The organism is Microcoleus sp. LAD1_D3 (genome assembly GCF_036702135.1).
Taxonomy (GTDB): domain Bacteria; phylum Cyanobacteriota; class Cyanobacteriia; order Cyanobacteriales; family Microcoleaceae; genus Microcoleus.
Genome location: NZ_JAUBSB010000019.1, coordinates 39,831 through 52,793 on the forward strand (window position 1 = coordinate 39,831; position 12,963 = coordinate 52,793).

Below are 12,963 nucleotides of genomic sequence, written 5' to 3' on the forward strand. Positions count from 1 at the left end.
CTGTCTAGAGCTTGAAACTTGGCTCCGTATGGCAAAGCACCTTACAAAAAGGTTATCATCACAGCACAAAGTTTTGAGCTGGCTCCCAAAGGTAAAATTCCTTTCATCGACTATCAAGGAAACCTGATCGGTGATGTCTTTCTAATCATTGATATTGCGAACAATTCTGCTCGGGTTACACCTTGGTATACGCCGGAACACAGTTTTGAACATGGTGTTGATGCTGCTCCTTGGGAAGGAATTGGTACGGGGTGGTTTTATTCGGTTTTAGGTGGCGGTTCGGAGTTGCGTCCCCAAACGAATGTAGAGCGTATCCCGGTTGATTTTGACAATACTTATGATGCCAGGATGCGGGGAGATAGGGCGGTTCCCACTTTATTTAACGGCTAGTTTGATGCTGTTTTTAATCCGCAGGGTGGTAATCAAACTATTTTTTCTGAGGCGCTTCCTGGCTGGTCTTTTCATAATGGTGAAACGTCAGGGAGTGTAGCTACAAACAATCTTGTTGATGTGCATCAGCTATCTGCAATAGAGACTCCGGCTTTGCACGCATAATATCAAATCCGTTAGCATCGGAATAGTAAATTCGAGTTCACTGTTCACGGCGTTGACGGTTGACTGTTCACGGCGTCAACAGTCAACCGTCAACAGTCAACATCATTCCGGTGTAACCGGAATTGATATAACTGGATAGGATAGGAGTCGATCGCACTCAAGCAAATTATGCTCTGAAGCTAGAATCCGGTAAAAGTATTACTCACAACCGTTTTGTAGTGCCTGAGTGGGGAAATTTACGCTTTGATCTCCCTGTTCCCGAAGCAGAACTGAAACGAGGCAGAATAGTATCGCAAAAAATTAAACCATCTTCTTCTGTATGGACTTGAAATGTTGCTGCCATCAAGTTGGCTGTGGTTAGGTCAGTACCAGACAATCCTGTACAAAACAGGCTGCCTTCTCTCAAGTCAACATCAATTAGGTCGCATACCAGGTCGGCCTAATCTAAAATGGCTTTCCTCAAATTGGCAGCAGTCAATATAGTACCAGATAGGGTAGCAGAGTCTAGGTTAGCCCTACTCAAGTTAGCAGCGCTGAGATTAACATGACTCATTTTTGCTCTAGTCAAGTTAGCACCGCTGAGATTGATACCACTCCACTCATTTTGACCTGGTTGGAGGTGTCTGATATCACCCACGCCAGCAACGTTTAAGTTAGCACGACTTAAATCAACTTCAGGAAAATCTCTCTCTCCCGCAGCGTAACGTCTATATAGTTCTTCAACGGCCAGAGCTTTTTTGTTCAAACTGTTTATGCTTTGATAGTAGGGCGATTCCTTCTACTTTTTATCAAAAAATATATCAAGCTGTGGGAGAGGTTGAACCCGATCGCATACCAACTAATCCAGATGGCTCAGAATGAATACAACAGTCCTAAAATCTCAACTCGAAAATATCAGATCGCTAACTGCGCCGAATATTAAAACAACACCAATCTTGGCGCTTCCACAGAGTAGCGACAATCCAGCCATGCTGTTCGAGAGTGTCAGCAATTGGCTTAGCTTGTTCGAGCAAAATGCCGCTGAGTACGCCCCAAGTAGTGGGTTTGCTAATTGCAGTGAACTGCGGGATTAAATCGATGATTACTTCTGCTAAAATGTTGCATATCAAACCGTCGATCGGCTCATCTACCATTTCTTTCAAGCGATCGATACTGCCGAGTTCTGCAACTAACTGCTGAGAATTAACGCGGTTGAGTAGTCTGTTGCTAATGGTCGATCGCACTGCCAAAGGATCTGTATCCAAAGCATAAACTTTTGTAGCGCCCAACAACACCGCGCCGATCGACAAAATACCCGATCCGCAGCCGATATCAGCAACGATGCACTCTTTGTCATCAAAACCGAGACGCATTTCTAGCGACTCCAGACACAGTTGAGTAGTAGCGTGAGCACCGGTACCGAAAGCCACACCGGGATCTAAACGCAAAATAATGCGATCGGTATCAGCCGGTGGGGGCAGCCAGGCCGGATTAATTAAAAAGCGATCGCCCACTTCTTGAGGCTGCCAGTGCTGCTTCCAAGTGCTGCCCCAGTCTTCGTCTTCAATCAAATCCCACTGCATCGCAGGTAGGGGCAAACCTGCACACAGAGCATCTTGGCGCAGCCACAGAGACAGAGCGGCCAAATCCAGCAATCCTGCCTGTTCTTCCGGCAAATAAGCCGACATCAGACAGGAATTGCTTTTGAGCTCAGTAGCAGTTCCCTGACAGCAAAACCGTTCCAGACGCCAAAAGATGATATCTTCCAGCGCCGGATCGCAAAGAATTCTAATTTCCCACCAGCTATGTGCCATAACAATTTTAGATTTTAGATTTTAGATTTTAGATTGGCCCAGGGGAACTGGAGACTGGGAACTGGGGACTGAAGAATGAGGATTGGCTAATAGAAAAATTCCCAGTTGTCTTGCCAATTACCAACAATCAATTACCCATTACCAATTATCAGTCCTTGCATCCAAAATCTAAACTCCAAAATCCGTCAAAGATTTACTGTGTAAGCATCCCGAATTCCCGGAACTTTGAGGATCTCAGCCAGTATCCCCTCTGGTAGAGGGTCATCGAGGCTCAAAACCATCACCGCATCGCCTCGCACGATTTTACGGCCTACTTGCATACTGGCAATATTGACATTAAAACTGCCCAATTGGGAACCAATTTTGCCAATAATCCCCGGCATATCGCGGTGCAGGGTAAACAGCATATGGTGAGTGGGGGAAACGTTGACTGGGAAATCGTCAACGCTGGTAATCCGAATTTCGCTTTCGCCGAGCACTGCACCTGTCACGGTGTGTTCGCCGAGGGTTCCCTTAGCCGAGAGGTGCAGGGAGCCGGTGTAGTCGCGAATTGAGGCGTCTCTGGTTTCGACGACGCGAATTCCGCGTTCTTTGGCTTCGATGCTGGCGTTGACGTAGTTAACGCGCTCTCGCAGGGCTTGGGAGAGCAGGCCTTTGAGGGCGGCAACAACTACGGGCTGGCTTTGGTTGTTGGCCAATTCGCCTTGCAGTTGGACGTTGAGGTAATCGACTCGGCCTCCGGCTAGCTGGCTGACGAGGTTGCCGAGGGTTTCGGCGAGTTGCAGGTAGGGTTTGAGTTTTTCGATCGAGTCTGGGTAAATTCCCGGTATGTTGACAGCCGATCGCGCGGGCAGCCCCAACAGTACATCGCGAATTTGTTCAGCCACGTCGATCGCCACATTCACCTGAGCTTCCGCTGTAGATGCTCCCAAGTGGGGCGTCAGCACGATGTTCTGGCCGACAGCCCGCAACGGGGAATCAGCTTCCAGCGGCTCCTGTTCGTAAACGTCCAAAGCTGCGCCGGCGATCTTGCCTTCTTTGATGGCTTCTGCGAGGGCTGCTTCGTCGATGATGCCGCCTCTGGCGCAGTTTATGATGCGGGCCGTGGGCTTCATTTTCGACAGCACTTCAGCGTTAATTAAGTGCAGGGTTTCCGGCGTTTTGGGGATGTGCAGGGTGATGTAGTCGGATTCGCGCATCAGCAGTTCGAGTTCTACCAAGCGGCAGCCCAACTGGTCGGCTCTTTCGGTCGAAATGAAGGGATCGTAGGCCAGCAGTTTCATGCCCATTGCTTTGGCTGCGGCGGCGAGGTGGGAGCCGATTTTGCCCAAACCAACGATGCCGAGGGTTTTTTTGTAAACTTCTACGCCGATAAAGCGGTTGCGTTCCCATTTACCACCTTTGACGGATGCGTTGGCTTCGGGGATGTGGCGGGACATGGAGAGCATCATGGCGATCGCGTGTTCGGCGGCGGCGATGGTGTTGCCTTCAGGGGAATTGACGACTACAATTCCTTTGCGGGTAGCGGCGGGTACATCGACATTATCTACGCCGACGCCGGCTCTGCCGATGATTTTGAGTAAATTCCCGGCTTCTATGATTTCTTTGGTAACTTGGGTGCCAGAACGGATCATTAAAGCGTCGTAATCTGGAATAATTCGTACCAGTTCTTCGGCTGAGAGTCCTGTGTTTACGTCAACTTGCGCGACTTGGGAGAGGATGTCAATTCCGGCTTGGTCGATCGGATCGGATACTAAAACTTTAGGCATAGCAAGCAATTGAGTGGAATCAGTAAAAATAGGCAAGCGCGTTGGCGAGCACAAAGTTGAGGCTTAAACCAAGGGCAGTATCTCACGGCTGGGCTGAAGCTTGCCTTTGTGCAGTTTGAATTGTATCTGCATTCGGTCTTGACCGACCGTTTTTGCTTGAAATATTTTAGGTTTCGGGGCGATCGCACTCTCGGATGGTCTGGAAATCCCCGAACTGCTTAGCTAGTATGTCTTTTCCGACTATAATTATTTCTAGGTGTCCGAGCCTAACCATCAGGAATTATTTGTCAATGAATTATCTTATCGCCGTACTGCCCGATCGAATTCAAGCCGAAGCTGCCTACAGTGCTCTGGAAAAAGAAGGCTTACCCATGAAGCAAGTGAGCATTTTGGGCCGCGGCTACAAAACTGCTGATGAATTTGGCTTAATCGACCCCAACCAGCAAGCGAATAAACAAGCTAAACTCATGGCTGTTTGGCTGGTGCCGTTTGGCTTTATTGCTGGCGTTACTTTCAGTCTGATGACTCAGTTGAAGACTTTTGCCTGGGCGGGCGAAATTGGCGATCACGCGATCGGCGGAGTGCTAGGTGCGATCGCCGGCGGGATGGGCAGCTTTGTTGTTGGCGGAGCCGGGGGCATGGCTTTTGGTAGCGGCGATGCTTTGCCCTACCGCAACCGTTTGAATGCGGGTAAATATTTGATTGCGGTTAAGGGTTCTGACGATTTGACTGGGAAAGCTGCGAAGATTTTGCGGCAGTTTGAACCGGAAAATATCCAAGGTTATACAGAGACTTAGTTATTTGTTGACTGTTGACTGTTGACTGTTGACTGTTGACTGTTGACTGTTGACTGTTGACTGTCAACTCCTTTAATATTTGGAGGCAGTTATGGAATCACAAACTATCCCCCTACCTTCTCCCCTAGAATTAACGCTCGAATTAACAGACGAGCAGTTTTTTCAGTTGTGTATAGACAACCGGGATTTGAGATTTGAGCGCACTGCCACGGGAGAATTAATTATTATGCCGCCTGCAAGTAGCGATACAGGCAGACGGAATGCGGATCTAAGTTTTCAACTCGAAGGTTGGAGCCGTCAAAATAAGCATTTGGGAATAGCTTTTGACTCTTCAACTGGATTTAAACTCCCCGACGGTACAGACATTTCTCCCGATGCTGCTTGGATGCGCCGCCACAGGTGGAATACTTTAACTCCCGAACAGAAAGAGAAATTTGCGCCGATTTGTCCAGATTTTGTGGTGGAATTGCGATCGACCCCTGACTCGCTAGAAAAATTGCGGTCTAAAATGAAAGTGTATGTAAAAAATGGAGCGAGGTTGGGATGGTTGCTCGATCGCAAAAATAGAAAAGTAGAAATCTCCCGTCAAGGTAGAGAAGTAGAAATTTTAGATGAACCTGCAACTTTGTCCGGTGAAGATGTACTACCCGGTTTTGTGTTGGACTTAACTGATATTTTCTAAATTTGTAAGAAGAATCGGCGGTTGAAACCGCATCTATCAAGTCAAAACCCGCAGAGGGTGGTTAAAGAGGACAACTGGGGTAAAATTACGTTATTCTCTTTAGTCGGCATCCAGCAGACATGGTTTGTATAAACCTGCTTTCAATTGCGTTCTTATGTTTTCCCACTCATTCATGATATGATAGGCTGCCAAAGGTTGCGTTTGGTATGACCTATGAAAATCCTCCACGGGACTTGGATTCCTCAAGCAGAAGAGAATTTTATTCAACCTGGAACGTTTTATATTTGGGTTGAAACCACTGAAAAGAAAAAACAGCCTGTTAAGGTTCATCCCCGACAATTGGAGACGGGACAGTTAAGAGAGTTTCTAACGAAAGAAGCCGGGATTCAACTGCCACCAGTCAGCAATACAAGTGCGATGGGGCTAGAATACGCGATCGTCCCTCGGTATTTTTTACTGCCCACTGCCGACAACCAGCCGTTGCCTTCTTTAGAACTAGCGCGATATTTAGAGACAGAGTTACCCGAAACATTTGAGTTGGAGTATTGGCAAGTTGATTGTGTGTCCATCGCCACCCACACTTTGACTAAAGTATTGAACGATTTGCATTTTTTTGCCCTCTACGATTTAGCAGAAGTTCAGTTTGGTTCAGACTTGCTATTTTGGTATCACTACACCCAATTTTTTAAGCAAATTGTTCTGAAAGATCATTATATTCCGGCGTTGCGCTATCGAGAAACTGCTCCGATCGCGATCGCACCCATCGAAAAATCCGAACCCGCTGAGAAAGCCACGCGCGGGCGTAAGAAAGCGGGCGAGACAAAAACCAAAACAACTGCAAAAACTCCAAAAACACCTGCCAAAATTGCACCCAGCTTTGAGATTTATCCGGGATGGGAAATTGTTTCAACACAGTACGAAACTGATTTACAACGCTATGTTGAATGGATGCCTTTAGTTTGTGTGTCCGGTTTTCGGAAGATCCAGCTACAAGATACACCAAAGTTCTACGATCGCGAACGGTTGCTGCGGCATTTTTCCGAGTGTGCGATCGCGGAAATTGTCACTCAAACCCCCATCCCAGCATCGTTTGAAAATAAGATTGCGGATTCTTTACTCCAAATCTGCCTCAACCAAACACGAAAAATCGCGCGAGTAAGCCTTGAGCAATACCGGCAATGGCAAACCTGGCGCGATCGCATTACGCGCAATCAATCTGCTGACTCATTCTCCCTCTGCTTTCAACTACAATCCCCCGAAAACCCCGAACAGCCTTGGGTTTTAGAGTTTCAGGTGGCTCCGAAAAAAGACCCATCTCTGCGGATGCCGTTGCAGGATTATTGGCGATCGCGATCGACTCAACAAAAGCAGTTGCAAACACAATTCGGCGAGAACTTTGAGCAACATTTGCTGACAAATCTCGGCTACGCTGCCCGCATTTATCCCCAACTTTGGCAAGGGTTAGAAACCGACAAACCCGTTAACATTACCCTCAGCTTAGATGATGCTTTCACCTTCCTCAGCGAGTCCGCTTGGGTATTAGAAGATGCCGGATACAAAGTGATTGTCCCCGCTTGGTGGACGCCGAAGGGACGACAACGGGCGAAGATTCGCCTGCAAGTCAAAGGGAAGGGCAGCAAGAGCGCTGCCATCAAGGGCAAAGGATTGTTTTCGGCGGATTCCTTGGTGGAATATCAATATGAATTGGCGATCGGGGGTGAACGGGTTAGCGAACAAGAATGGCAGGCGTTAGTAAGCGCTAAAACGCCTCTAGTGCAGTTCCGAGGACAATGGATGGAACTGGACAAAGACAAGATGCAGGAGATGCTGGAATTTTGGAAAAAACATCGCCAAGAAAACCCCGATTTAAGCCTGATTGACTTTATGAAGTTGACGGCAGAAGGAGAAGCGAGCGAACAGTTGGAGGTTGAGCGCGATCGGGCTTTATCGGATATGTTGGAGAAGCTGAACGATAAGAGTCGGTTAGAGTTAATTGCAGATCCAGCAAAGTTTCAAGGCAAGTTACGGGATTACCAAAAGCGCGGCGTTTCTTGGTTGAGTTATTTGGAAAGTTTGGGATTAAATGGCTGTCTTGCCGATGATATGGGTTTGGGTAAATCGGCGCAGGTAATTGCTCGGTTATTGCAAGAGCGGGAAGTTTTATCTACTACAAAAGAGACAGAAAAAGTGATCGCACCTTCAGTTCTACCCACGCTGCTAATTGCGCCCACATCCGTAGTTGGTAACTGGCAAAAGGAAATGGAAAAATTTGCTCCAGAATTGCGATCGCTCATACACCACGGCCCTGGGCGCTTGCAAGATGCCAAGGAATTCAAAGCCGCCGTCCAAGGTTGCGATATGTTGATTACTTCCTTTACCTTGGCGCGCAAAGACGAGAAACTGTTGAGCAGCGTAGCGTGGCATCGCTTAGTAATTGATGAAGCGCAGAATATTAAAAATCCGAAAGCGGCGCAAACCAAGGCGATTTTAAAGTTACCCGCTACCCATCGACTAGCATTGACTGGAACACCCGTGGAAAATCGATTGCTGGATTTATGGTCAATTTTTAATTTCCTCAATCCGGGCTATCTGGGTAAAGAGGTGCAGTTTCGGAAGTTGTTTGAGATCCCGATTCAAAAAAATGGGAGTCGCACGCAATCGGTAGCGCTCAAAAAATTAGTGGAACCCTTTATTCTCCGGCGCCTGAAAACCGATAAGTCGATTATTCAGGATCTCCCCGACAAAGTTGAGCAAAAGCTCTACTGCAATCTCACCCGCGAGCAAGCTTCGCTTTATGAAGCGATCGTGAAAGAGGTAGAACAAGAAATTGACGCGGCGGAAGGGATGAAGCGCAAGGGGATGATTTTGGCGACACTGCTGAAGCTGAAGCAAATTTGTAACCATCCGCGCCAGTTTTTGCAGGATGAAAGTGAGTTTACACCAGAGCGATCGCACAAACTGGAACGGCTGATCGAGATGATTGAGGAAGTCAAAGCAGAAGGCGAAAGTTTATTGGTATTTACGCAGTTTACAGAACTGGGAAGCGCGTTGGAAAAATACATTAAACAAACGCTACATTACAACACTTACTACATCCACGGGGGAACCAGCCGCGAAAAACGGGAACGGATGATTTCAGAATTTCAAGATCCAGAGTCTGAACCTTCGGTATTTATTCTGTCACTGAAGGCGGGCGGCGTGGGAATTACGCTGACAAAAGCTAATCACGTGTTCCATTTCGATCGCTGGTGGAATCCGGCAGTGGAAGATCAGGCGACGGATCGGGCGTTTCGGATTGGACAGGAAAAAAATGTGTTTGTGCATAAGTTTGTGGCAATTGGTACTTTGGAAGAAAAGATTGACCAAATGATTGAGGACAAAAAGAAATTGGCAGGGTCAATTATTGGTGCGGATGAGTCGTGGCTGACTGAGTTGGATAATGAGGCATTTAAAAAGTTAATTAGGCTCAATAAAAATGCAGTTTTAGATTAGGAGAAAATCAAAAATATGTCACAATTTACTCGGACTTGGTGGGGTAATAAATTTATCGATGCGTTAGAAAGATTTACAGATTCTGGGCGACTCGGACGGGGACGTTCCTATGCACGGAATGACAAGGTAAAAAGCTTTAAGATTAATGATGGCTTAGTGATGGCAGAAGTAAGGGGGTCGGTAAATCCTTATTTTGGGGTTTATAAGGAGCCACTCTACAAAACTAAAATTGAGTTTCAGGCGATTAGTCAGGCCAAGTGGAAAGTGGCGATCGCCCAAATGGCATCAAAAGCCAGCTTCATTTCCCGGCTGCTACTCAACGAAATGCCCGACAATATTGAAAATGCTTTCTCACCCCTCGGATTGCACCTTTTACCCAGCAGCCGCGAGGACTTTAAGACTACTTGCTCTTGCCCAGACTATAGCAATCCCTGCAAACATATTGCCGGAGTTTATTATTTGGTGGCGGCCGAATTGGACAAAGATCCATTTTTACTGTTTGAATTACGAGGGCTTTCTAAGGAAGTGCTGCACTGCGAATTAGCAAAAACGCCTTTGGGTTTGGCACTTTCTGCCGAGTTGACGGCTGATGCAGCGGCCCCTGTGGCGGTGGATTCCTATTACACGCAGGCGATCGCCAGTGAGGCGCAAACGGTCAGCCTGAAAGAGTTTTGGCACGGTGCGAAGCGATTACCGCAGACGATTGAGGTGGCAGCGCCAAGTGGGGTAAGTGCGATCGTGGTGAAGAAACAGGGAGATTTTCCACAGTTTTGGCACAAGGATGGTTCGTTTATTGAGGCGATGGAAGAACTGTATTTGCGGGTGAAGAAGAATAAGTAGTTGGGTGGACAATTTTGCTGCCATACTCGATCGAACTCTTGCAAAAACTTTAACTCGAAGACTTCATAGATTTGGTACAATAATCGTGCTCATCATATCAGCTTTACCAGCAACTAAAATCATAAGATCGTTATTTGATGATTTTAGACTATAATTAAATTAGTGCGACTGTTAAAAAAGTAGACTTTTTAGTGACAGCAAGGTTTGGCAATTTCAAATTAGAATCTAACATTAACTGATGTTACAAAGAGAAGAACTGTTAAAAGGCATCGAAAACCGCGACTGTGTGGCGCGGGCGATCGACCAAGCGGAACAAGCAATTAAAACTTGGGAAGTTACTCTGACTGATTTTCTGTCGCCTCCAGAATTGGCGGACACTCTGACGGTATTTAAGCGGTTAACAGACGTGGAATTAGTGGCTTGGGGCGGCTACCCGCAAGCTGAAAGACAAAGAATTGCGATCGCGCGATCGGATATCCCGATCGACTCTGCTAGCGTTAACGTTGCTGCGGTAGAAATCGCTGGCAATTTCTTGTTCGATACAGCTTCTCACCGCGACTTTTTGGGGGCGATGTTGGGTACGGGAATTGTCCGCGAGAAAACTGGCGATGTGATTGTTTTGGGAGAACGCGGCGCGCAAGCCATTGTCATGCCTGAGATGGTAGAGTATTTGGAGATGAGTTTGCAGCAAGTGCGATCGGTTCCTGTACAAACGCGGCGCATTGAGTTGAGCGAACTCAAAATTAGAGAACCCAAAAAGAAAGAAATGACAACCGTTGAAGCATCCATGAGATTGGATGCTGTCGCCTCGGCTGGATTCGCAATGTCTCGCAGCAAAATGGCCGATTTAATTGATAGTGGCGACGTGCGAGTTAACTGGAAAGACGTTACTCAAGCTAGTTATAATGTCAAGTCTGGAGATTTAATTGCTGTTACCGGCAAGGGAAGATTGGAAATTGGGGAAGTTGCTGTTACTAAGAAGGAACGCTATCGAGTCCAGTTAACTCGATATTTGTAATTTATAGCCCAGAAACCGGGTTTTTTCCGAGAATATTGTTACACAGCCCAAAAACCCCGAAAAACCCGGTTTCTTTGGTTTTATGGGTAAGTCCTAAATCCAAATTATCGGGGAAAAGTTTTCCTTACCCACACGGCGATAGCCAGCATTAACAAGCCAAATAGTAAGCCAAACAGCAGACTCCAGATAATTGTCGCAGCAAAGGGATGCAGCGGGAGAGAAAAATCGGGTTGCCATTGAATCGGTGTATCCTTGATTAGAGGATAGGCGGCGGAAAAGATTTGTCCGCCGCCGATCGCAGTTCCGACAAAAAAGATGATATTCTCAAGCTGGCGATCACGCTTTTTCTCCCTGTCTTCCTGTTCCCTGTCCAATTCCACCTGTTCAATTTCAACCATCCCTCGCACAGTGGATATCGACTGCTGGAACAAATCTTGACTCGCAATCAGGTAGTTTAAATCGATTTCAATTTGTCGCTGATATTTATTCTCCGCTAAATCTAGAAACTTCTGCAAGAAATCCAGATTATCGCCTGGGATGCACAAACTTGTAATTTTTTTCAAGGTCTCACTATAATTTTCAGCATTAGTATCAATGGTATTTCTATCTTCTTTCAAATACCGCACTTGCTGAGCACAATCAAACATTTTAGTGCGGACTTCAGCCAGCAATTGCTTTAACTTCTGCAACTTAACTTGTCTATCTTGTTCCCTTTCTATTTGACTGAATTCGGGAAGTTTATTTTCTAAGTCGCTGACTATTTGCTGTGCTTTGCGATACTTTTTTCTAGCTTCTCGATACACAAATACAATTTTAGCGCGAGAACACAGCAGATTCATCAAGTAAAAGTTAAACGTCGAGGTTGCGAATTCCAAAGTGCGGGGATTTTCTTGAAACCATACTAGAAAGTGACATCGCTGACACGCATCATCTTCGCGGCTGTCATACTCAAAAATCGGACTCCCGAATAACTTTCCTTCGGCGCGAAACTCTACTTGTGATGGTTGTTTATATTGTACAAAAGCTTTAACCGATTCGTCAGCTAGTTTGCGGTAAGTATCATAAACTGCTGGTGCGGCATATAACAATAACGTTTGTCCCAGAGAAGGTTGAATTGCATTTGGCAACAAGCAACCTTGGGGATTGAATCGAGTTAAGTCCGCTACTTTTATTGTGACATTTTGATAGTAAAATGTCAAGTCTGCGGTGTAAGTGTCGTGAATTCGCAGGGCATAGATAGAACCATCAAGTTTCTGGTTATCTGGCTGAATAATTTGCGGAAACTTCAGAGTTTTTCCTTCGGGAATCAGCAATTTGCCGTTAGTCAGTTTTTCCCGTTCGCCGTCGGGATAATACAGGCCGTTTTTGTAGCAAATTAGCTTGTCTCTGAGGGATTTTAGTTCGTGGATGTTAAATTCTTTGCCGACATTATCTGCTAGATTTTCCCACAAGGATTGAGCATTTCTGGCTACTTGTCCGTAGCCTTCGTCGCTATCATCCCGCAGGTGGAAAGGATACAGGGTAATGCTGGGATTTTTAATTTGCCATTCTTGGCTCATAATCAATTTTGTGAGAGGTTTTTGAGTATTTCTATCAGATATTTGGGGCGGGCAAGATGCCCACCCCACAAGATTTTTATGGTTTCTATCCTAGGAAGGTGTTTGTGGATTATTTGTTGGTGGTGCAGCCGGCGCAGACGACAGAGGCAAACCCAGTCGAATCTGATTTTCCTTGAGTGTTTCGCAAAACTCCCTCACGAGTTCCTCCCGTGCATCGCTATCAGTACCGCCCCCACCCGCCCGATAAATTTTGCCTTCTAAATTTTCTTCAATTTCAGGTCTGGTTTCGCACCACTCCTTAATTTTTTGAGCGATAATATTGATATTATCTGTCGAACTAACATCAAGCGCTGATAAATGTTCGGCAAATAGCTGCGGCTCGGATATTTTCAATAACTTACTTAAACCCGCAACAATTTGTTTGGGTGTGGCATCATCGGGAAGTGACATGACTAATC

The 12,963-nt window shown here is 46.3% G+C and carries 11 protein-coding genes; 6 read left to right on the top strand and 5 right to left on the bottom strand.

What is annotated here, in order from left to right; genetic code table 11:
* Window positions 1–18 precede the first annotated feature (18 nt).
* A complete protein-coding gene (locus QUA74_RS13565; RefSeq protein WP_333329450.1) occupies window positions 19–390 on the top strand; it encodes a hypothetical protein in 372 nt (123 codons plus the stop codon).
* Between the two features lie 604 nt (window positions 391–994).
* Here QUA74_RS13565 and QUA74_RS13570 read toward each other — a convergent pair.
* The 3 genes from QUA74_RS13570 to serA form a co-directional block, all read right to left on the bottom strand.
* Entirely contained in the window at window positions 995–1,300 is a 306-nt protein-coding gene (locus QUA74_RS13570; protein WP_333329453.1) for a pentapeptide repeat-containing protein, read from the bottom strand.
* 157 nt (window positions 1,301–1,457) lie between these two features.
* The gene (prmA, locus tag QUA74_RS13575; RefSeq protein ID WP_333329455.1) at window positions 1,458–2,348 is read right to left on the bottom strand and encodes a 50S ribosomal protein L11 methyltransferase; all 891 of its coding nucleotides are present in this window, start codon (window positions 2,346–2,348) and stop codon (window positions 1,458–1,460) included.
* 185 nt (window positions 2,349–2,533) lie between these two features.
* On the bottom strand, window positions 2,534–4,117 hold the full coding sequence (serA, locus tag QUA74_RS13580) for a phosphoglycerate dehydrogenase (RefSeq protein ID WP_333329458.1): 1,584 nt from the start codon (window positions 4,115–4,117) through the stop codon (window positions 2,534–2,536).
* 290 nt (window positions 4,118–4,407) lie between these two features.
* Here serA and QUA74_RS13585 point away from each other — a divergent pair, with 290 nt between their 5' ends.
* From QUA74_RS13585 to QUA74_RS13605, 5 genes are all read left to right on the top strand, one after another.
* Window positions 4,408–4,914: a hypothetical protein gene (locus tag QUA74_RS13585; RefSeq protein WP_333329460.1), complete on the top strand. Its 507-nt coding sequence runs from the start codon at window positions 4,408–4,410 to the stop codon at window positions 4,912–4,914.
* Window positions 4,915–5,005: 91 nt separating this feature from the next.
* Window positions 5,006–5,596, top strand: a complete 591-nt coding sequence (locus QUA74_RS13590) for a Uma2 family endonuclease (protein WP_333329463.1) — start codon at window positions 5,006–5,008, stop codon at window positions 5,594–5,596.
* A 213-nt stretch (window positions 5,597–5,809) separates the two neighbouring features.
* Window positions 5,810–9,088 carry a DEAD/DEAH box helicase gene (locus tag QUA74_RS13595; protein ID WP_333329465.1) on the top strand — a complete coding sequence of 1,093 codons (3,279 nt, stop codon included), beginning with the start codon at window positions 5,810–5,812 and terminating at the stop codon, window positions 9,086–9,088.
* A 15-nt stretch (window positions 9,089–9,103) separates the two neighbouring features.
* Window positions 9,104–9,928: an SWIM zinc finger family protein gene (locus tag QUA74_RS13600; protein WP_333329468.1), complete on the top strand. Its 825-nt coding sequence runs from the start codon at window positions 9,104–9,106 to the stop codon at window positions 9,926–9,928.
* A 238-nt stretch (window positions 9,929–10,166) separates the two neighbouring features.
* On the top strand, window positions 10,167–10,946 hold the full coding sequence (locus tag QUA74_RS13605) for a photosystem II S4 domain protein (protein WP_333252879.1): 780 nt from the start codon (window positions 10,167–10,169) through the stop codon (window positions 10,944–10,946).
* A 104-nt stretch (window positions 10,947–11,050) separates the two neighbouring features.
* Here QUA74_RS13605 and QUA74_RS13610 read toward each other — a convergent pair whose 3' ends face one another.
* Together QUA74_RS13610 and QUA74_RS13615 are read right to left on the bottom strand one after the other, a co-directional pair.
* Window positions 11,051–12,505, bottom strand: a complete 1,455-nt coding sequence (locus tag QUA74_RS13610) for a hypothetical protein (RefSeq protein ID WP_333329471.1) — start codon at window positions 12,503–12,505, stop codon at window positions 11,051–11,053.
* Between the two features lie 90 nt (window positions 12,506–12,595).
* Window positions 12,596–12,955: a hypothetical protein gene (locus QUA74_RS13615; protein ID WP_333329473.1), complete on the bottom strand. Its 360-nt coding sequence runs from the start codon at window positions 12,953–12,955 to the stop codon at window positions 12,596–12,598.
* Between the last annotated feature and the right edge of the window lie 8 nt (window positions 12,956–12,963).

Excerpts from the sequence above, each read along its gene's own strand:
- QUA74_RS13615 (WP_333329473.1), bottom strand. The coding sequence starts at position 12,955 with ATGTCACTTCCCGATGATGCCACACCCAAACAAATTGTTGCGGGTTTA.
- serA (WP_333329458.1), bottom strand. The coding sequence starts at position 4,117 with ATGCCTAAAGTTTTAGTATCCGATCCGATCGACCAAGCCGGAATTGAC.
- QUA74_RS13610 (WP_333329471.1), bottom strand. The coding sequence starts at position 12,505 with ATGAGCCAAGAATGGCAAATTAAAAATCCCAGCATTACCCTGTATCCT.
- QUA74_RS13600 (WP_333329468.1), top strand. The coding sequence starts at position 9,104 with ATGTCACAATTTACTCGGACTTGGTGGGGTAATAAATTTATCGATGCG.
- QUA74_RS13590 (WP_333329463.1), top strand. The coding sequence starts at position 5,006 with ATGGAATCACAAACTATCCCCCTACCTTCTCCCCTAGAATTAACGCTC.
- QUA74_RS13585 (WP_333329460.1), top strand. The coding sequence starts at position 4,408 with ATGAATTATCTTATCGCCGTACTGCCCGATCGAATTCAAGCCGAAGCT.
- QUA74_RS13595 (WP_333329465.1), top strand. The coding sequence starts at position 5,810 with ATGAAAATCCTCCACGGGACTTGGATTCCTCAAGCAGAAGAGAATTTT.
- QUA74_RS13605 (WP_333252879.1), top strand. The coding sequence starts at position 10,167 with ATGTTACAAAGAGAAGAACTGTTAAAAGGCATCGAAAACCGCGACTGT.
- prmA (WP_333329455.1), bottom strand. The coding sequence starts at position 2,348 with ATGGCACATAGCTGGTGGGAAATTAGAATTCTTTGCGATCCGGCGCTG.